This is a genomic window from Flavobacterium sp. KBS0721, from assembly GCF_002007065.3.
GTDB classification, from domain to species: Bacteria; Bacteroidota; Bacteroidia; order Flavobacteriales; family Flavobacteriaceae; genus Flavobacterium; species Flavobacterium piscis.
Genome location: NZ_CP042170.1, coordinates 1 through 17,846, shown reverse-complemented (window position 1 = coordinate 17,846; position 17,846 = coordinate 1). Strand labels below are relative to the sequence as shown.

The following is a 17,846-nucleotide window of genomic DNA, read 5'->3' as shown; positions in this document are numbered from 1 at the left end:
GAAAACGTTTTCGTTATGGCTTTAGATGAAATTGACAAAAAAATCTTACGTCTTTTACAGGAAAATGCGCACTACACGCTAAAAGACATCGCAAACAAAATAAATTTGTCTTTAACCCCTGTTCATGATCGGGTAAAACGTCTTGAAAAAGATGGAGTTATTGAGAAATATGTTTCGATTTTGAATAAGAAAAAACTCGGCAATAATCTTACGGTTTATTGTCAGGTTACCTTAACAAAGCAAACTTATGACACATCAGAAGGATTTAATCAATCTATTTTGAATTTGCCTGAAGTCGTAGAGTGTAATTATGTTTCGGGAAATTTTGATTATATGCTAAAAATTATCATTCCTGATATGGAAAGTTATCATCAGTTTCATCAAAAAAAATTATCGGTATTACCGGAGGTTTCCCTTATCAATACTGTTTTTGTAATTTCTGAAGTAAAGAGTACAACTGTTTTACCAATATAATTCGACAATTTTTATTCTATTTTAAACGATTCAGATCTTGTTGAATATTTCCTAAGAAAAAACCACCAGACAATGCCTGATGGTTTTAGATAAATGGTTGGTTTTGGTTTTATATTAATAGTAAGTAAAACGTCTTACTTTGGCAATGTATTTTGCTAATCTAATTACCTGATGACTGTAACCATATTCGTTATCATACCAAATATATAATACAATGTTTTTTCCGTCTTGAGATACTATTGTGGCATTACTGTCATAAATAGATGGGGCAGATGTACCAATAATATCAGATGAAACAAGTTCATTATTTAATGAATATTTTATTTGTTCAACCAATTCGCCTTCAAGAGCGTATTTTTTCATGATTTTATTGATAGCCGAAATCGAAGTCGCTTTTTTAACTTCTAAATTCAAAACAACTAAAGAACCATTTGGGACAGGTACTCTAATAGCATTTGAAGTTAATTTTCCTTCTAGTGAGGGTAATGCTTTTGCAACAGCACTTCCGGCACCAGTTTCGGTGATAACCATATTTAAAGCTGCAGCTCTTCCACGACGGTATTTTTTATGCATATTATCGACCAGATTTTGATCGTTTGTATAAGCGTGAATGGTTTCTAAGTGCCCTTTTACAACTCCTAGGGTATCTTCAATAGCTTTTAAAACAGGAGTTATGGCATTTGTAGTGCAGGAAGCAGCTGAAAAAATATTTATTTCGTCAGGATTATATTCATTGTGATTTACGCCATGTACAATATTAGGAACTCCTTTTCCGGGTGCTGTCAATAAAACTTTACTAGTACCTGGAGATGTTAAATGTCTTTTTAAAGCTTCCTCGGTAGTAAAAGCTCCGGTATTATCAATCACTAACGCATCATTGATTCCGTATTGGGTATAATCAATTTCTTCCGGGGAATTTGCTGTGATGATATGTACAGTAGTTCCGTTGATAATCAGCGCATTGTTTTTTGGGTCAGCAATCACAGATCCTTGAAAATCTCCGTGAATAGAATCATATCGCAAAAGAGAAGCTCGTTTCTCTAAAGTAATTGCGTCATTTTTATCACGGGTTACAATTGCTCTCAAACGCAATTGATTTCCTTTTCCCGTTTTAGACATTAATTCTCTTGCCAATAAACGTCCGATTCTTCCAAATCCATATAATACAACATCTTTTGGCTGAATTTCTTCTGATGATTTTGCTTTTTTCAATTTGTCGATTACAAAATATCTCGCATCGGGATATTTTTCATCTTCTAAACGATATTCATAAGTTAGTTTTCCAAGATCTAATTTTGCAGGAGGAAGATCTAAAGATAAAACAACTTTTGCGATTTCAACCGAATCAAAAATGGTGATAGGTTTGCCTACAAATTCACCTGCATATTGATGTAAATTGATAATATCGCTGACATTTTTATCCAATAATTGATTTTTGAATAAGACCATTTCAATGGATTTGTCATACCATAAATCGCTTATGATTTTAATTAATTCGACACCAGCTCTTCTTCGGTCGACTTGTAATGATACCTCTTTTTGGTACAATGTTTTTTTGCTCATAATTGATTAAATTGAAAAAATAAATACACGAATATTTTTAAATTTTGCGCAAAAGTATCCATTTCAATCGATTTCGTAAAGTATTTTGTGATTTATTTTTTTAAAAAAATAAAAAGCCACCTTATTTCTAAGATGGCTTTTTTTGAGTTTTCAATGTCAGTTTAAGTGTTCAGTTTTTTGCGACTGAATACTGTAACTGTAAACTGTGATTAAATAATAATTCTAAGGATTTCTCCATTTTTATTGATCATTTCCAGACGAACACTTTGTGCTTCATCTTTTCTGTTTAAAAGTTTGGCAACCGTCTCGATATTTGTTGCTTTTACATTATCGATACTCAGGATAATATTACCTTGTAATTCGTTTTGATATTGCATTAAGTTTTCATTGTTGATATTTCTGATTTTTACACCATAATCAATTCTGAATTTCTTTTTGTCGGCAGCATCAATGTTTTCTAATTCAATTCCTTTAAATTCGGTACTATAAAATTCGTTTTTGCTTAAAGTTACGGGAACTGTTTTAGTTTTTCCTTCTTTTATATAAGTTACTTTAACAACATCATTTGGTCGTTTTGTATTGATATATCCTGAAAGATCAGCATAAGTTGCAATATTCTGATCGTCAAGTTTTACAATAATATCTCCTTTACCCAAACCGGCTTTTTCTGCACCTGAATTTTTAGAAACTTTACTAATGTAAAAACCCTGAGTTTCGGTAACACCTAATTCTTTGGAGGCAGTACTATTTAATTCTCCACCTTCGACGCCTAGAATTCCTCTTTGAACATTTCCAAATTCCATAATATCTTCGATAATTTTTCGGGCGATATTTGAAGGAACAGCAAATGAATAACCTACATAAGAACCTGTCATAGATGAAATCATGGTATTAATACCAATTAATTCTCCTCTCGTGTTAACTAGTGCACCACCACTATTACCTGGGTTTACGGCAGCATCAGTCTGAATAAAAGACTGAATTCCGTTAGTGTCTAAATTTCTGGCTTTCGCCGAAACAATTCCGGCAGTTACAGTCGAAGTTAAGTTATACGGATTTCCAACTGCCAAAACCCATTCGCCAATTTTTACAGAATCTGAATTGGCAAAAGCGGTGTAAGGTAATTTTTCATCAGCATCAATTTTGAGTAACGCGATGTCCATTTTAGAATCCGTTCCAATTAATTTTGCTTTGTATGATTTTTTGTTGTTTAATGTAATTTCGATTTCTGTGGCATCTTTTATAACGTGATTGTTCGTGACAATATATCCGTCTTCAGAAATAATGACACCAGATCCGGTTCCAACTTGTTCTTGCTGCTGTTGGCCACCGTAGCCATAGAAAAATTCTAACATAGGATTGCTAACCGTTCTTCGCGAAACATTTTTTACGTGAACAACAGTGTGAATTGTTTTATCTGCAGCAGCTGTAAAATCGACCGTTTCAGCAGATAAAGCAACATTTTTTCCAAACGAATTAGGGGCAAGAGTTACAACAGAATTTTGTCTTCCAAAAAAAGAATTGTTGCTTTCAAATAATAACTTGTAAGCACCAAGTGTAGTAGCACCGCTAAGTAGTGAAACCAAAAATAAGGTTGAAAGTCTTTTCATAGTTATATTATATGTTTAAGTTGTTATAATTTATGTTTATGTAATTTCACGTAAAAATAATTCAAAAAATTAACGAATAAAATGGTTTAACGCTCTTTAACATTGATTAACATTTCATTAATTATTTGTTCGTACTTTTGTATTATTAATGGAAAAAAAATGCAAATAGAATTTTATAAATATCAGGGTACCGGAAACGATTTTGTAATGATTGATAATCGTTCAGATTTCTTTCCAAAAGATAATATTAAATTGATTGAACGCCTGTGTGACAGACGTTTCGGAATTGGAGCAGATGGGCTTATTTTATTAGAAAATGATACCGAAACTGACTTTAGAATGGTGTATTATAACTCAGACGGGAATCAGAGTTCAATGTGCGGAAACGGCGGACGTTGCTTAGTGGCTTTTGCCAACCAATTAGGAGTGATTAAGGATGAAGCTACATTTATAGCAACAGACGGTTTGCATCACGCTTCTGTAGGTGATGATGCTATTATTTCTCTGCAAATGATTGATGTTGATGAAGTACAAAAGAAAGATTCATATACTTTTTTAGATACCGGTTCTCCGCATCACGTACAAATTGTTGATGATTTAGAACATTATAATGTAAAAGAGAATGGCGCTGCAATTCGTTATGGAGAGTTGTATGGCGAAAAAGGAAGCAATATCAATTTTGTAAAAAAGGTTGACGATGGTACTTTTTCACTTCGTACTTATGAAAGAGGTGTTGAAGATGAAACTCTGGCTTGCGGAACGGGAGCAACAGCAGTTGCAATTGCAATGAACGCTATAGGTCAAACAGATAAAACTTCGATTAACTTAAATGTTGAAGGCGGAAAACTAGTTGTTTCTTTTGATAAATTGGGAGATCATTTTACGAATGTTTTCCTAACCGGTCCTGCCAAATTTGTTTTTAAGGGTACAATAGAGGTATAAAATGCAATTTTTAAATTGCTTCGCCTGTTCGCTAAAGCTCGAGTCCAAATTCCAAAATTTGTAGACTAAAATCTGCAATCTAAATCAACAATGATTACACTAAAAGGAGAAAATATTTATCTGCGAGCATTAGAACCTAATGATCTGGAGTTTGTTTATGCAATGGAGAATGATGAAAGCATTTGGGAAGTCAGTAATACACAAACACCTTATAGCCGGTTTTTAGTTCGCCAGTATCTCGAAAATGCGCAACAGGATATTTACGAAGCCAAACAATTGCGTTTGGCAATCTGTCAGGATCAGGATTTTCCGGCGATTGGGTTAATTGATTTATTCGAATTTGATCCTAAAAATAACAGGGCAGGTGTTGGAATTGTTATTCAGAAAGGTGAAAACAGAAATCAAAATATTGGTTCTGAGGCTTTAGAACTTTTAATCAAGTATTCTTTTCATAATTTAAATTTACATCAGCTGTATGCAAATATTGCTGTAGGAAATGTAGCAAGTATAGCTCTTTTTACTAAATTTGGCTTTGAGAAAATAGGAATCAAAAAGGATTGGATTTTGCTTAATAACCACTATCAGGACGAAGCAATTTTTCAGTTAATTAATAAACAAATTTAAACTTTATACTTTGAGCTTAAAAAAAATCATCACAATAACTGCTGTAGCCGTAATTTCAGTTTTAATGATTTACGGATTTATTTTAATTAGTAAAATATTCAGTGCCAATACTAAATTTGACGAAAAGGAACTATATGTATACGTTCCTACAAATGCAAATTATACAGATGTAAAGAAAATATTAGCGCCTTACATTAAAAATTTCGACAATTTTGAAATGGTAGCCAGTAAAAGAAGCTATCCTGAAAATGTAAAATCAGGTCGCTTTTTACTTAAAAAAGACATGAATAATATCGATTTGGTTCGCGCAATGAGAGCCAATATTCCTGTAAAATTATCTTTTAATAATCAGGAACGCTTAGAAAACTTTGCTGGAAGAGTGGGTGCTGAGATCGAAGCGGACAGTTTATCTTTAATGAAGGCAATTAAAGATCCGGCTTTTCTAAAAGAAAATGGTTTTAATGAAGAAAATGTTTTTGCGATGTTTATCCCAAATACCTATGAGATTTATTGGAATACTTCTGCAGAGAAATTTCGCGATAAAATGATTAAGGAATATCATAATTTCTGGACGGCTGAAAGAATCGAAAAAGCAAAAAAACAAGGCTTAACTCCGGTTCAGGCTACCATTTTAGCTTCTATCGTTCATAAAGAATCGGTTAAAAAAGATGAAAGACCTCGTATTGCGGGTGTATATTTGAATCGTTTGCGTTTAGAAATGCCTTTGCAAGCAGATCCAACTGTTATTTATGCCTTAAAATTGAGAGATAATAATTTTGATCAGGTTATCAAGAGAGTTTTTTATAATGATTTGGTTATGAGATCTCCATACAATACCTATGTAAATATTGGACTTCCTCCAGGACCAATCGCAATGCCTGATATCACAGCTGTTGATGCGGTTTTAAATCCTGAAAAGAACGATTATATTTATTTCTGTGCAAGTATAGATCGTTTTGGCTATCATGAATTTGCATCAACTTATGAGCAGCATCAAATAAATGCAAAAAAATATTCTGACTGGATCGCTAGTCAGGGAGTGACAAGATAATTTTATTCACTATTAATGATTAAAATAAGACAAAGAAACCGAAGACTTACTCTTCGGTTTTTTTATTTACTTATGTTGTACTACTATTTAAAATAAATAATTTTCTAGAAATTTAGGAAGATTCTTTATTCAATATTTTTACTCATTTTTCATTCTAATTTTAAAATAATAATTAAAAAATACAGATCATAATTCTCAATTTATTTAATCTGAAAAACTAAAATTTACAAAATATTATATTCTAGTTTACATAAATTTAATGAAAAAACCAAATTTAAATGCCATAAATTATCTTTAAAAATCATAAGTGTTTGGTAGGTTTAATCTTGCTATTTTAACTAATTTGCTAAAAAATTGATAAAAATTGCATTTTTCAGATTTATATTTTGGCGCTTTTGAAGCTAAATTAAAACCTTGGTTTTCGCCTCGTAATCTGCATCAATAAAGGGATTAGTAGCTATATTTATATTTCTAAAAATATGTAACTTATTGATTTACAGGGTTATTTTGTATTTCTTATCTTTGCACCGTAGAAATTTCAAAGAGGTGACAGGGATTTGAAGAAAAACAATTTATGATAAAGAAGTGGTATTTTTATACGAGTTTGATCGTTATTATTACATTTTTAAGTTTGGGTTTTAAACCCTTTAATCTGGAAACTAAACCTTGGTTTCTAATAGAAAAAACAGATGGATCTGAATACTTGTTTCCATCGCTGGAAGAGGATGATTATCCTACAGTCAAAAAGGTAAATGTTGTATTTACAGAAAAGCGCCTTATCAGTTTTAAAGAAGCGGTAGCCTTTAAAGAATCTCAGGGAAAATACCGATTGGTAAATTCGTTAGGTTATATGGGAAAATACCAATTTGGTTCTAAAGCATTAAGGGCGGTTGGCGTTAAAAACAACAAAGCCTTTTTAAAAGATCCTGCATTACAAGAAAAAGCATTTATTGCATTACTGTCCAAAAACAAATGGATTTTACGTAATGAAATAGAAAAGTATGAAGGAAAGATTATCAATGGTATTGAAATTACCGAATCGGGAATTTTAGCCGCCGCACACCTTGGAGGAGCTGGTTCAGTAAAAAACTTTTTTAAAAATAGGAACAGGCATTTTAGAGATGCTTACGGAACTTCATTAAAAAGTTATATGAAAGCCTTTGGAGGTTATGATCTTTCTCGTATCGAAGCTGATAGTGATGCTACAATACACGATCAAATTTAAAATTTGCATAAGCAAAAAAAATCCCGATACAATTCGGGATTTTTTTATGCTTTTTAGTCAATTAAAATTTCCAGAATTTTAATAGCCGCTTCGCTAATTTTAGTTCCCGGTCCGAAAACCGCAATAGCTCCTGCATCAAATAAAAATTGATAGTCTTGCGCAGGAATTACTCCGCCTACAATAACCATGATATCGTCGCGTCCGTGTTTTTTAAGTTCTTCTATAACTTGCGGTACAAGTGTTTTATGTCCTGCGGCTAATGATGAAACGCCTAAAATATGTACGTCATTTTCAACCGCTTGTTTGGCAGCCTCGGCAGGGGTTTGAAAAAGTGGACCTATGTCGACATCAAAACCTACATCGGCATATCCGGTGGCAACTACTTTTGCACCGCGATCATGACCGTCCTGTCCCATTTTGGCAATCATAATTCTGGGGCGTCTTCCTTCTTGCTTTGCAAAGGCATCTGCTAATTGTTTTGCCTTTTCAAAATTCTCGTCGTTTTTTATTGCTGCACTATACACACCGCTAAAGGATTTAATTTGGGCTTTATATCGGCCAAAAATACTTTCCAGAGCATCGCTAATTTCGCCTAATGTTGCTCTGTTCCGAGCGGCTTCGATAGCAATTTCCAATAAGTTTCCTTGTCCGGTTTTGGCACAAAGTATTAATTTTTCGAGTGATTGATTTACTTTTTCAGTATCTCTTGTTGCTTTTATTTGTTCAAGTTGCTCTAATTGTTGTTTGCGGACCATTTGGTTGTCCACATCCAAAATATGCAATGGATCTTCTTTTTCCAGGCGATATTGGTTTACTCCCACAATAATATCCTGTCCGCTATCAATTCTTGCTTGTTTTCTGGCTGCGGCTTCTTCAATTCTTAGTTTCGGAATTCCGGCTTCAATCGCTTTTGTCATCCCGCCCAATTCTTCTACTTCTTCTATTAGTTTCCAGGTACTTTCTAAAATTTCATTTGTTAGGCTTTCAACGTAATAACTTCCTCCCCAAGGATCAACAGTTTTTGTAATTTTAGTCTCTTCCTGTAAAAAAATCTGTGTATTACGGGCAATCCTTGCCGAAAAGTCGGTTGGTAATGCAATAGCTTCGTCCAATGCATTAGTATGTAAGGATTGAGTTCCTCCAAAGGTGGCTGCAGTGGCTTCGATACAAGTTCTGGCGACATTATTAAAAGGATCTTGTTCTGTTAGACTCCAGCCACTTGTCTGGCAATGTGTTCGTAAAGCCAAAGATTTATCGCTTTTAGGATTAAATTGCTGCACTAATTTTGCCCAGATCATTCTTCCGGCGCGCATTTTAGCAATTTCCATAAAGTGATTCATTCCAATTGCCCAAAAGAAAGACAGGCGGGGAGCAAATTCATCGATTGTCATTCCGGTAGAAAGTCCGGTTCGAATATATTCTAAACCATCGGCCAAAGTATACGCCAATTCTATATCGGCTGTTGCTCCTGCTTCCTGCATATGATATCCTGAAATAGAGATCGAATTGAATTTCGGCATTTTCTTGCTCGTAAATTCAAAAATATCTGCAATAATCTTCATAGAAGGTGTTGGCGGATAGATATAAGTATTACGAACCATAAATTCTTTTAGAATATCATTCTGGATCGTTCCTGATAATTTTTCAATTGCTACACCTTGTTCTTCAGCTGCCACAATATAAAAGGCCATAATAGGCAAAACTGCACCATTCATGGTCATTGAAACCGACATTTCGTCTAGCGGAATCTGATCAAATAAAACTTTCATGTCTTCGACAGAATCGATTGCAACTCCGGCTTTTCCGACATCACCAACAACTCTTTCATGATCAGAATCATAACCACGATGCGTGGGCAAATCAAAAGCGATAGAAAGTCCTTTTTGTCCTGCTGCCAGATTTCTTCTGTAAAAGGCATTGCTTTCTTCTGCTGTAGAAAATCCGGCATATTGTCGAATTGTCCACGGGCGTTTCACATACATAGTAGCGTAAGGGCCTCTCAAATTGGGAGCAAAACCTGCTCCAAAATCAAGAAACTCTAAATCCTCGATATCTTTTTCAGAATAAGTTTTTTTGAGCTCGATGCCTTCTGCTGTGTAAAAATTTTCAGTTATAGGTTCTGAATTATTTGTCAGTACGTCTAACTTCTCACTTTTAACTTCTAACTTAATATGTTTAAGGTCTTTTCTTATCATGGAAATACTCTTTTGAGTAGTTTATTAATTACTTTGAAAAATGATTACTCAAGATCTAATCGTTCTTGTTCCAGTTTTTCGGCCAATCGTTTTTCAATTATGGGTGTAATTAATGTTTTTCTTGGTTTTATTTTTACGAAAGGAAACAATTCTAAATCGTGTTTCATTCTGTCCTCTTTGTTGGGGTATTTATTCGTTCCCAACAAAACTTCTTTTTTAGAATCGAACAATTCCTGTTCTTTTGCAGCGCTCTCCTGAATCTTCTTTTTGATAGTTCCGTCGTTTAGAAGTTTTAAGAAACCTCCATTTGCTTCAATATCTTTAAATAAAGCCAAACTTTTTTCAGCCAATTGCATGGTCAGACTTTCTATGTAATAACTTCCGTCTGCCGGATTATTTACTTTATCAAAATAACTTTCATGTTTTAAAACCAACAATTGATTGCGCGCTATTCGGTCGCCAAATTCGTTGTCTTTATGGTATAAGGAATCATACGGTAAATTTGCCACACCATCTGCGCCACCCAATATTGCCGACATGCATTCGGTTGTGGTACGTAACATATTTACATTATAATCGTAAATCGTTTTATTGCGTTTAGTTGGTGTTACCAGAAAATGGCATTCTAATTCCGGATGATATTCTGCAGCAATTAATTCGAAAAGCATTCGTAAAGCACGAAGTTTTGCAATTTCAAAAAAATAATTTGTTCCTACTGATATTTGAAATACAAACGGTTTTGTAATTGTTGGTAAACGATTCAAATATTCGTTTGCGTGCGCTAAACTGTAGGCAATTTGTTGTGTAATGTTAGCTCCGGCATTTTGATACAAACCTGAATCGACACTTAAAAGTGTCAGGTTTGTAGTAGCTTTTGCAATTTTTTCGATCGCTTCGAAATTATTTTTATCAGCTGTAGTAAACCAGTTTCCTTCTCTTGCAAAATGACCAATAGGATCCATATTGCAATAAAAAATAGCTTTTTTGTGAATCGAAATGGTGTCTAATACTTTTACGAAATCGATTGAAATAAATTTCAAATTAAAGTAAACGGTTCTGTTTTCTAAAGGAAGATTTTCTAATAATTTTTGAACATCGATTTTTTCGTTTTCGATAGTAAAACGTAAACTTTCGGCACCTCTTTCGATAGTGTTTATAGCTCTTTGAATCGATTTATCAATGTCGTATACAAAGATGTTTTGACAAATTTTAAAATTGGACGCTTGGGTTTTAACAGAAGCAGCCTTAGAAAATTCATCTATATGATAAAACGGTTTAACCTGAATGTCTTCTGGAGAATTCCAAATTACGGTTTCGTTATAATCTGCTCCATCTAATTCAAACTGAATTTTTTGTTTCCATTGTTTGGATGAAATCGGATTAAAATCGTCGAATAGGGTAGTAGCCATTGGTTTTTTTTACTTTTTTCTGGTTATTCTTGTGTGTCTTGAATAGTATCTCCTTCAAATTGAATGATGTAAATATCTTCGCTGTCTTTTTTCATGAAGTACTTTTCTCGGGCATATTTTTCTATTTGTTCAGGATTTTTAAGCTGTTTGATCTGTTCCTGATCTTTTTTTATTTCGTCCTGATAATATTTTTTGTTGTCTTGTAGTTCGTTAATCTGCCCGTCCAGAAAACGATGATCAAAATAAGAGTAATTGTCCAGAAATAACATCCAGACTACAAAAAAGAGTAAAACCCAAACATATTTATTGCTCAGTAATTTAAACCAGCGTTTGCCTTTATATGGGTTTTTAAATTTCATTTTCTCTTTCAACTGATTATTTCTTTTAATTTCGATTGGTGTTCTAGCCCCGATTATTTCACTTAGTTTACTGTTTTCATTTGTATTCAGTGAACTTCGTTTGAGCCTCTATCCTTTTATATCAGCCGCGGCGGACATAAAAAGATAGAGGCGAAAGCGGGTTCCGATAGCTATCGGGATTATGGAATAAATTTACGATAAAAATTATGAAATTCGTTGATTAATTACAGCGCGAACTACATCGATGGCTACCGTATTGTATTTATCGTTAGGGATAATGATATCTGCAAAAGCTTTAGATGGCTCGATAAATTGCTCGTGCATAGGTTTTAAGGTGTTTTGATAACGGGTTAAAACCTCGTCGATATCACGTCCTCGTTCTGAAATATCACGTTTTAAACGACGAATTAATCTTTCGTCAGAGTCGGCATGAACGAAAACTTTAACATCAAAAAGATCACGAAGCTCCGGATTTGTCAAAATTAAAATTCCTTCGACAATCATCACTTTTCTTGGATGCGTCGAAACTGTATCATCAGTTCTGTTATGTTGTATGAAAGAATAAACGGGCTGATCGATAGTTTCGCCTTCTTTTAATGCTTTTAAATGTTTTACCAATAACTCAAAATCGATCGCGCGCGGATGATCAAAATTGATTAATGCTCTTTCATCGAACGACAAATTATGGGTTTCTTTATAGTAGGAATCCTGAGAAATTACGCCAACTTCAGTTTCTGGTAATTCGTTCATAATTTGATGTACTACTGTTGTTTTTCCACTTCCTGTTCCTCCTGCAATTCCAATAATGAGCATATTTTTTTTTTATTATTTGTTTTGGCAAAAATAATAATTTAAGTGAATTGAATGAACATATTATTTATTTAAACCATATAAGCGATATAAGTAAATGTAAGTAACAAGATTTTTAAACAAAATGCTACTTAACTGAAGTTATATCACTTATATGGTTAAAAGATTGTGACTTATATGGTAAAAAAAAATAAAAAAATCCCGATAACATTGTCATCGGGATTTAGTGCAATCAGTATAGTTTTAATAAAATATTCTGAATTTAGTAAGCACTTGTAATTATTTATTCTTTTTTGCTTTTATCATCATTTCAAGCTGATCCCAAAGTTCTTCCGGAATGGCTTCTAATAAATTAAATTGTCCTGCGCCTTTTAGCCATTCGCCGCCATCAATCGTGATTACTTCGCCATTTACATAAGCAGAAAAATCAGAAACTAAATAAGCAGCTAAATTGGCCAATTCCTGATGATCTCCTACACGTTTCAATGGCACTTTTTTAGCCATGTCGAATTTTTCGGCAAGATCTCCGGGTAATAATCTGTCCCAGGCACCTTTTGTAGGGAATGGTCCCGGCGCAATAGCATTAGAACGAATTCCGTATTTTGCCCATTCTACAGCTAAACTGCGTGTCATAGCTAAAACTCCAGCTTTTGCAGTGGCACTTGGTACAACATAAGCTGATCCTGTCCATGCGTAAGTGGTAACGATATTTAATATTGTAGAAGACTTTTGTTTGGTATCGATCCAGTGTTTCCCAAAAGCCAGCGTACAGTTTTTAGAACCTTTTAATACGATATCTATAACAGTATCAAATGCATTTGCAGATAAACGCTCAGTTGGAGAAATGAAATTTCCGGCAGCGTTGTTTAAAAGAACATCCACTTTTCCAAAAGCTTTTAGAACTTCCTGAAGCATATTTTCTACTTCTTCATAATGACGAACGTCACATTGAAGTGGTAAACATTTTCCTCCGGTTTCAGTTTCAAGTTCGGTGGCCGTATTTTTTAGCTTTTCTAAATCTCTGGAAGTAATGGCTACCTGAGCGCCTAATTCTAAGAAATATTTGGTCATTGCTTTTCCTAAACCGCTTCCGCCACCTGTTACTACTATGACTTTACCTTTTAAAGCGTCATCTCTTAACATTTTATCTGTATAGCTCATATTTTTTTCTTTTTATTACAATATTAATTAAATAAATAGGATGCACGCATAATAATGTTATAAAATTTTAATAAACTTTATATATCACATAATTTTTTTGCTGCAGATTCTAATGTAAAATTGTCCTTAGCAAAGCAAAAACGTATTAATTTTTGGTCTTTATGATCAGAATAAAAAGTAGAAATTGGAATTGCAGCAACGCCATGATCTGTAATTAGTTTTTTGCAAAAAGTAACATCATCTTCATTTGAAATGTTGGCGTAAGAAGCAACCTGAAAGTAAGTTCCCTCGCAAGGTTTTAGTTCAAAACGGCTATTTTGAAGCAGTTTCTGGAAGTAGTCTCGTTTTTCCTGATAGAATTTTCCAAGCAAATTGACATCAACAACATTTAAATATTCACTTACGGCAGCTTGCGAAATACTATTAACGCTAAAAACCAAAAACTGATGTACTTTTTTGATTTCTTTCATTAAATGTTCTGGTGCAACGGTGTAACCAATTTTCCAGCCTGTAATATGAAATGATTTTCCGAAGGAAGAAACCATAATGCAACGATTCAGAAGGAAATCTTTAGTATGTGCAGATATATGTTTTTCTTCGAAAGTAATGTATTCGTAAACTTCATCAGATAAAACTATAATCTCAGGATATTTTGAAATCAATTTTTCTAATTCCAAAAAATCATTTTCCGTCAAAATCTTGCCTGTCGGATTATGTGGATTATTAATTATAATCATTTTTGTTTTCGAAGAACACGCTTTTTCGACAATTTCCCAATTTGGCGTATAATCATCGTTTAAAGCTACACGAACAGGATTTGCATTACAAAGTAAAACGGGAGATTCATAAGAATCATAACTTGGATCCAGAATAACTACTTCGTCGCCGGTTTTTACCAAGGCTAAAATCGTAGTGAAAATTCCTTGAGTTGCGCCTGCAGTAACCAAAATTTCTGTTTCGGGAAGAATAGTTCTGTTGTATGAACTCTGAACCAGTTTTGCAATTTGATTCATCAAAGGCGGAAAACCGGCCATTGGTGTGTATTGATGTACATTTTCCTTAGATAATCTTGCCAGAATATCTGTTAATCTTTCATCAACCGGGAAGTTAGGAAATCCCTGCGAAAGATTAATTGCGTTGTATTCCGACGCCATTTTTGACATTACAGTAAAAATGCTTGTCGTTACGTTTGGAAGTTTACTCATGATGAAGTTTGATTAGGGGAAAACTTGTGAGCTGAATACTGGATGTAATCTATTTTTTAGAAGTATTTATAGATATAGGTAGTGAATAAAGTACTCTTACAAGCTTATTACTTTTTTTGCCAGGACTCCATTTTGGAGATGTTTTGAGAACACGAATGGCTTCAGCACCTGTTCCTGCACCAATATCTCTTAAAATTTTTATATCATTTAATGATCCATCTTTTTCAACTATAAAACTTACGTAGACTTTTCCTTTAAGTTGGAGGTTTTCCTGTGGGATTTTAAAATTCTGTTCAATAAATTTATCAAATACAGCTATCCCTCCTGGAAATTCTGGTCTTACATCTATTCCTGCTGTGTTGTAAATGCTATTATCATCATTAGGGATAGCTCCTTGAGGTGGAGGGGTATTATTAGGTTCGTCTATGGTAAGAATGTCATCTTTTTTAATAGTTTGCGAAAATGTATTTTGTGCAAAGCAAATCAAGATAAGAATTAGAAATTTTTTCATTCTATAATGGTTTAAAGTTAGTTTACATTTTATGAATAATAAAAATCGTAGGTCGATTATGCAAATCAACTTTTAATTTTTTCCAGTCATTAACACGCATTGTTTTAATAAATTCTGTTGGCAATGTAATATCAGTCGCAATACAAAGATGTGTTGAAGGATTAAGAATTTGTAAAAGATCTTCAACTAATTTATTATTTCTATAAGGTGTTTCAATAAAAATTTGAGATTGATTTTTATCCTGAGATAATTTTTCAAAATGTTTTAAAGCCGATTTTTTCTCGTCTTTATCAATAGGTAAATAACCGTTGAAAGTAAAACTCTGACCGTTCATTCCAGAAGCCATCATCGCTAATAAAATAGAAGATGGTCCTACTAAAGGTACAACCTGAATTCCTTTTTCGTGTGCCAATTTTACAATTACAGCACCCGGATCTGCAACGCCCGGACAACCCGCTTCGCTCATTAATCCGACATTTTTTCCTTCTAATAAAGGTTTTATAAAGTCTAAATGTTCGCTTGGTTCTGTTCGTTTATTAAGAGTAAAAAGTATAAGTTCTGATTGTTTTTTCTCAGGAGAAACTGCTTTTATTGATTTTCTGGCCGTTTTTTCGTTTTCAACAATATAATGATCTATAAAATCGATACTTCTTTTTACGGTTTGTGGCAAAACATCCATCGGATCGCTTTCGCCCATTGTGGTTGGAATTAAATATAATTTTCCTAGAAGTTTCATTTGTGATGGTTTAATATTAAAAGAAAAATGTACTTCAATTATCAATTAAGTAATTAAAATACATTAAAATTATGAATGCTTTTCGATAAGTTTTTTTGCGATTATTTCGGCAGCTTCGTCTAACATTTGATAAACGTTGTCGAAACCATTTACAGCTCCGTAATAAGGATCTGGAACATCTACATTTTCATCCGGAAATAATTCGTTTAGAATAAGATGTACTTTGTTTTTGTGTTCCGGAGTTTTGGCTAACTGAATGACGTCCCGGTAATTTGAACTATCCATAACATAGATATAATCAAATTCGTCAAAATCAGCTGTTTTAAATTGTCTGCCTTTTTGACCGTCAATACACAGGCCATTTTTTTGGGCTACTGCAATCGAACGTTTGTCAGGTGAATGACCCACGTGCCATGATCCGGTTCCTGCAGAATCAACTATAAAGTTTTTAGGTAATTTTGATGCTAAAATACCTTCGGCTAAAGGTGATCTGCAAATATTTCCCAAGCAAACCATTAAAATTTTTACTGGCATGATTCGCGTTTATAGCGTTAATTTTTTGTTGATGTCTTCGACAAATTTCTTGAATTGTTTGTCTGTAGAAACTAAATTGTCAACAGTTTTACAGGCGTGCAAAACAGTAGCGTGATCGCGATCTCCAATTTGTGAACCAATGTTTGCCAAAGAAGCTTTAGTAAATTTCTTTGCAAAAAACATAGCCAATTGTCTTGCCTGAACCACGTGCCTCTTTCTGGTTTTAGATTGAAGTGTTTCAATATCCAACTGGAAATAATCAGACACAATTTTTTGAATATAATCGATAGAGATTTCTCTCTTTACGTTTTTAACAAATTTTTCTACAACACTTTTAGCCAACTCGATTGTAACTTCTTTTTTGTTGAAAGAAGATTGTGCGATTAGCGAAATGATTGCGCCTTCAAGTTCTCTCACATTCGATTTAATGTTGCGGGCAACATATTCAATAATATCTTCCGGCATCTCAACACCGTCACGATATAGAATATTTTTTAAGATCGAAATTCTGGTTTCATAATCTGGCTGGTGCAATTCAGCAGATAATCCCCATTTAAAACGGGACAACAAACGTTGTTCGATATCCTGCATGTCAACAGGAGCTTTGTCCGAAGTCAAAATTACCTGTTTTCCGTTTTGGTGCAAATAGTTGAAAATATGGAAAAACACATCCTGAGTTCCTGATTTTCCAGATAAAAACTGAACGTCATCAATAATCAAAACGTCGATTAATTGGTAAAAGTGAATGAAATCATTACGATTGTTCTTTTTAACCGAATCAATATATTGTTGTGTGAAAATCTCGGCAGAAATATATAAAACCGTTTTCTCAGGATATTTGTCTTTTACTTCGACACCAATAGCATGTGCCAGGTGTGTTTTCCCTAAACCAACTCCACCAAAAATCAATAAAGGGTTAAATGATGTTCCTCCAGGCTTATTGGCAACTGCCATACCTGCAGAACGCGCTAAACGGTTAGAGTCTCCTTCAAGGAAATTGTCAAAACTATAATTAGGATTTAACTGAGATTCAATTTTTAAATTTCGGATTCCCGGAATTACAAAAGGATTCTTAAGTTCAGGATTCAGGTTTTTAAACGGAGCATCAACCTCTTGCGGTTTCATAGGAACTCTGTTGGAACTTGGCAGCTGCTCGGTAAAAGGCTGTTTATTTCCATAAGTGTTCTCCATTTTAATTTTATAGAGTAACTTTGCGTTTTTTCCCAGTTCTTTGGTAAGCGCAACTTTCAATAATTTTACGTAGTGTTCTTCTAACCATTCGTAGAAAAATTTACTTGGTACTTGAATATATAACGCGTTGTCGGTTAGCTCAACTGATTTGATTGGTTCGAACCAAGTTTTATAGGCTTGATCTTGAATATTGTCTTTTATAAAGGACAAACAGTTTTCCCATACCGATTGAGCAGTTTTAGTCAT

The 17,846-nt window shown here is 33.7% G+C and carries 17 protein-coding genes; 5 read left to right on the top strand and 12 right to left on the bottom strand.

The genetic code is table 11. The annotated features are described in order from the left end of the window. Positions 1–15 precede the first annotated feature (15 nt). Positions 16–474 carry an Lrp/AsnC family transcriptional regulator gene (locus tag B0M43_RS00085; RefSeq protein WP_078005766.1) on the top strand — a complete coding sequence of 153 codons (459 nt, stop codon included), beginning with the start codon at positions 16–18 and terminating at the stop codon, positions 472–474. Between the two features lie 114 nt (positions 475–588). On the opposite strand, the gene B0M43_RS00080 is transcribed toward B0M43_RS00085, so the two are convergent. Beyond that, entirely contained in the window at positions 589–2,037 is a 1,449-nt protein-coding gene (locus tag B0M43_RS00080) for a glyceraldehyde-3-phosphate dehydrogenase (RefSeq protein WP_078005765.1), read from the bottom strand. 209 nt (positions 2,038–2,246) lie between these two features. Further along, complete coding sequence (locus B0M43_RS00075) at positions 2,247–3,647, bottom strand: trypsin-like peptidase domain-containing protein (protein ID WP_078005764.1); 1,401 nt, start codon at positions 3,645–3,647, stop codon at positions 2,247–2,249. A 159-nt stretch (positions 3,648–3,806) separates the two neighbouring features. On the opposite strand from B0M43_RS00075, the gene dapF reads away from it, so the two are divergent. From dapF to B0M43_RS00055, 4 genes are all read left to right on the top strand, one after another. Beyond that, on the top strand, positions 3,807–4,589 hold the full coding sequence (gene dapF, locus B0M43_RS00070) for a diaminopimelate epimerase (protein ID WP_078005763.1): 783 nt from the start codon (positions 3,807–3,809) through the stop codon (positions 4,587–4,589). Positions 4,590–4,679: 90 nt separating this feature from the next. Further along, positions 4,680–5,213 carry a GNAT family N-acetyltransferase gene (locus tag B0M43_RS00065; RefSeq protein WP_065451215.1) on the top strand — a complete coding sequence of 178 codons (534 nt, stop codon included), beginning with the start codon at positions 4,680–4,682 and terminating at the stop codon, positions 5,211–5,213. A 10-nt stretch (positions 5,214–5,223) separates the two neighbouring features. Then, positions 5,224–6,264, top strand: a complete 1,041-nt coding sequence (gene mltG, locus B0M43_RS00060) for an endolytic transglycosylase MltG (RefSeq protein WP_065451216.1) — start codon at positions 5,224–5,226, stop codon at positions 6,262–6,264. Positions 6,265–6,838: 574 nt separating this feature from the next. Beyond that, the gene (locus B0M43_RS00055; protein WP_078005762.1) at positions 6,839–7,489 is read left to right on the top strand and encodes a peptidoglycan-binding protein LysM; all 651 of its coding nucleotides are present in this window, start codon (positions 6,839–6,841) and stop codon (positions 7,487–7,489) included. A 53-nt stretch (positions 7,490–7,542) separates the two neighbouring features. On the opposite strand, the gene scpA is transcribed toward B0M43_RS00055, so the two are convergent. The 10 genes from scpA to dnaA form a co-directional block, all read right to left on the bottom strand. Next, positions 7,543–9,684, bottom strand: coding sequence for a methylmalonyl-CoA mutase (scpA, locus tag B0M43_RS00050; protein WP_078005761.1), 2,142 nt, complete (start codon positions 9,682–9,684; stop codon positions 7,543–7,545). 44 nt (positions 9,685–9,728) lie between these two features. After that, entirely contained in the window at positions 9,729–11,093 is a 1,365-nt protein-coding gene (locus B0M43_RS00045) for a methylmalonyl-CoA mutase subunit beta (RefSeq protein ID WP_078005760.1), read from the bottom strand. Between the two features lie 23 nt (positions 11,094–11,116). Beyond that, positions 11,117–11,452, bottom strand: coding sequence for a septum formation initiator family protein (locus B0M43_RS00040; RefSeq protein ID WP_078005759.1), 336 nt, complete (start codon positions 11,450–11,452; stop codon positions 11,117–11,119). Between the two features lie 204 nt (positions 11,453–11,656). Continuing rightward, on the bottom strand, positions 11,657–12,265 hold the full coding sequence (udk, locus tag B0M43_RS00035; RefSeq protein ID WP_078005758.1) for a uridine kinase: 609 nt from the start codon (positions 12,263–12,265) through the stop codon (positions 11,657–11,659). Positions 12,266–12,541: 276 nt separating this feature from the next. Further along, positions 12,542–13,423 carry an SDR family oxidoreductase gene (locus B0M43_RS00030; RefSeq protein WP_065451222.1) on the bottom strand — a complete coding sequence of 294 codons (882 nt, stop codon included), beginning with the start codon at positions 13,421–13,423 and terminating at the stop codon, positions 12,542–12,544. A 77-nt stretch (positions 13,424–13,500) separates the two neighbouring features. Then, positions 13,501–14,628, bottom strand: a complete 1,128-nt coding sequence (locus tag B0M43_RS00025) for a methionine aminotransferase (RefSeq protein WP_078005757.1) — start codon at positions 14,626–14,628, stop codon at positions 13,501–13,503. A 49-nt stretch (positions 14,629–14,677) separates the two neighbouring features. After that, the gene (locus tag B0M43_RS00020; RefSeq protein WP_078005756.1) at positions 14,678–15,139 is read right to left on the bottom strand and encodes an energy transducer TonB; all 462 of its coding nucleotides are present in this window, start codon (positions 15,137–15,139) and stop codon (positions 14,678–14,680) included. A 22-nt stretch (positions 15,140–15,161) separates the two neighbouring features. Continuing rightward, the gene (locus B0M43_RS00015) at positions 15,162–15,875 is read right to left on the bottom strand and encodes an SAM-dependent methyltransferase (RefSeq protein WP_078005755.1); all 714 of its coding nucleotides are present in this window, start codon (positions 15,873–15,875) and stop codon (positions 15,162–15,164) included. Positions 15,876–15,944: 69 nt separating this feature from the next. Continuing rightward, positions 15,945–16,409 carry a low molecular weight protein-tyrosine-phosphatase gene (locus B0M43_RS00010; RefSeq protein ID WP_078005754.1) on the bottom strand — a complete coding sequence of 155 codons (465 nt, stop codon included), beginning with the start codon at positions 16,407–16,409 and terminating at the stop codon, positions 15,945–15,947. A gap of 9 nt (positions 16,410–16,418) precedes the next feature. Then, on the bottom strand, positions 16,419–17,846 hold the full coding sequence (gene dnaA / locus B0M43_RS00005; protein WP_065451227.1) for a chromosomal replication initiator protein DnaA: 1,428 nt from the start codon (positions 17,844–17,846) through the stop codon (positions 16,419–16,421).

Coding starts and splice junctions, on each gene's coding strand:
- dnaA (WP_065451227.1), bottom strand. CDS start 17,846: ATGACTAAAACTGCTCAATCGGTATGGGAAAACTGTTTGTCCTTTATA.
- scpA (WP_078005761.1), bottom strand. CDS start 9,684: ATGATAAGAAAAGACCTTAAACATATTAAGTTAGAAGTTAAAAGTGAG.
- udk (WP_078005758.1), bottom strand. CDS start 12,265: ATGCTCATTATTGGAATTGCAGGAGGAACAGGAAGTGGAAAAACAACA.
- B0M43_RS00080 (WP_078005765.1), bottom strand. CDS start 2,037: ATGAGCAAAAAAACATTGTACCAAAAAGAGGTATCATTACAAGTCGAC.
- B0M43_RS00015 (WP_078005755.1), bottom strand. CDS start 15,875: ATGAAACTTCTAGGAAAATTATATTTAATTCCAACCACAATGGGCGAA.
- B0M43_RS00075 (WP_078005764.1), bottom strand. CDS start 3,647: ATGAAAAGACTTTCAACCTTATTTTTGGTTTCACTACTTAGCGGTGCT.
- B0M43_RS00045 (WP_078005760.1), bottom strand. CDS start 11,093: ATGGCTACTACCCTATTCGACGATTTTAATCCGATTTCATCCAAACAA.
- B0M43_RS00010 (WP_078005754.1), bottom strand. CDS start 16,409: ATGCCAGTAAAAATTTTAATGGTTTGCTTGGGAAATATTTGCAGATCA.
- B0M43_RS00020 (WP_078005756.1), bottom strand. CDS start 15,139: ATGAAAAAATTTCTAATTCTTATCTTGATTTGCTTTGCACAAAATACA.
- B0M43_RS00065 (WP_065451215.1), top strand. CDS start 4,680: ATGATTACACTAAAAGGAGAAAATATTTATCTGCGAGCATTAGAACCT.
- B0M43_RS00040 (WP_078005759.1), bottom strand. CDS start 11,452: ATGAAATTTAAAAACCCATATAAAGGCAAACGCTGGTTTAAATTACTG.
- B0M43_RS00055 (WP_078005762.1), top strand. CDS start 6,839: ATGATAAAGAAGTGGTATTTTTATACGAGTTTGATCGTTATTATTACA.
- B0M43_RS00085 (WP_078005766.1), top strand. CDS start 16: ATGGCTTTAGATGAAATTGACAAAAAAATCTTACGTCTTTTACAGGAA.
- dapF (WP_078005763.1), top strand. CDS start 3,807: ATGCAAATAGAATTTTATAAATATCAGGGTACCGGAAACGATTTTGTA.
- B0M43_RS00025 (WP_078005757.1), bottom strand. CDS start 14,628: ATGAGTAAACTTCCAAACGTAACGACAAGCATTTTTACTGTAATGTCA.
- B0M43_RS00030 (WP_065451222.1), bottom strand. CDS start 13,423: ATGAGCTATACAGATAAAATGTTAAGAGATGACGCTTTAAAAGGTAAA.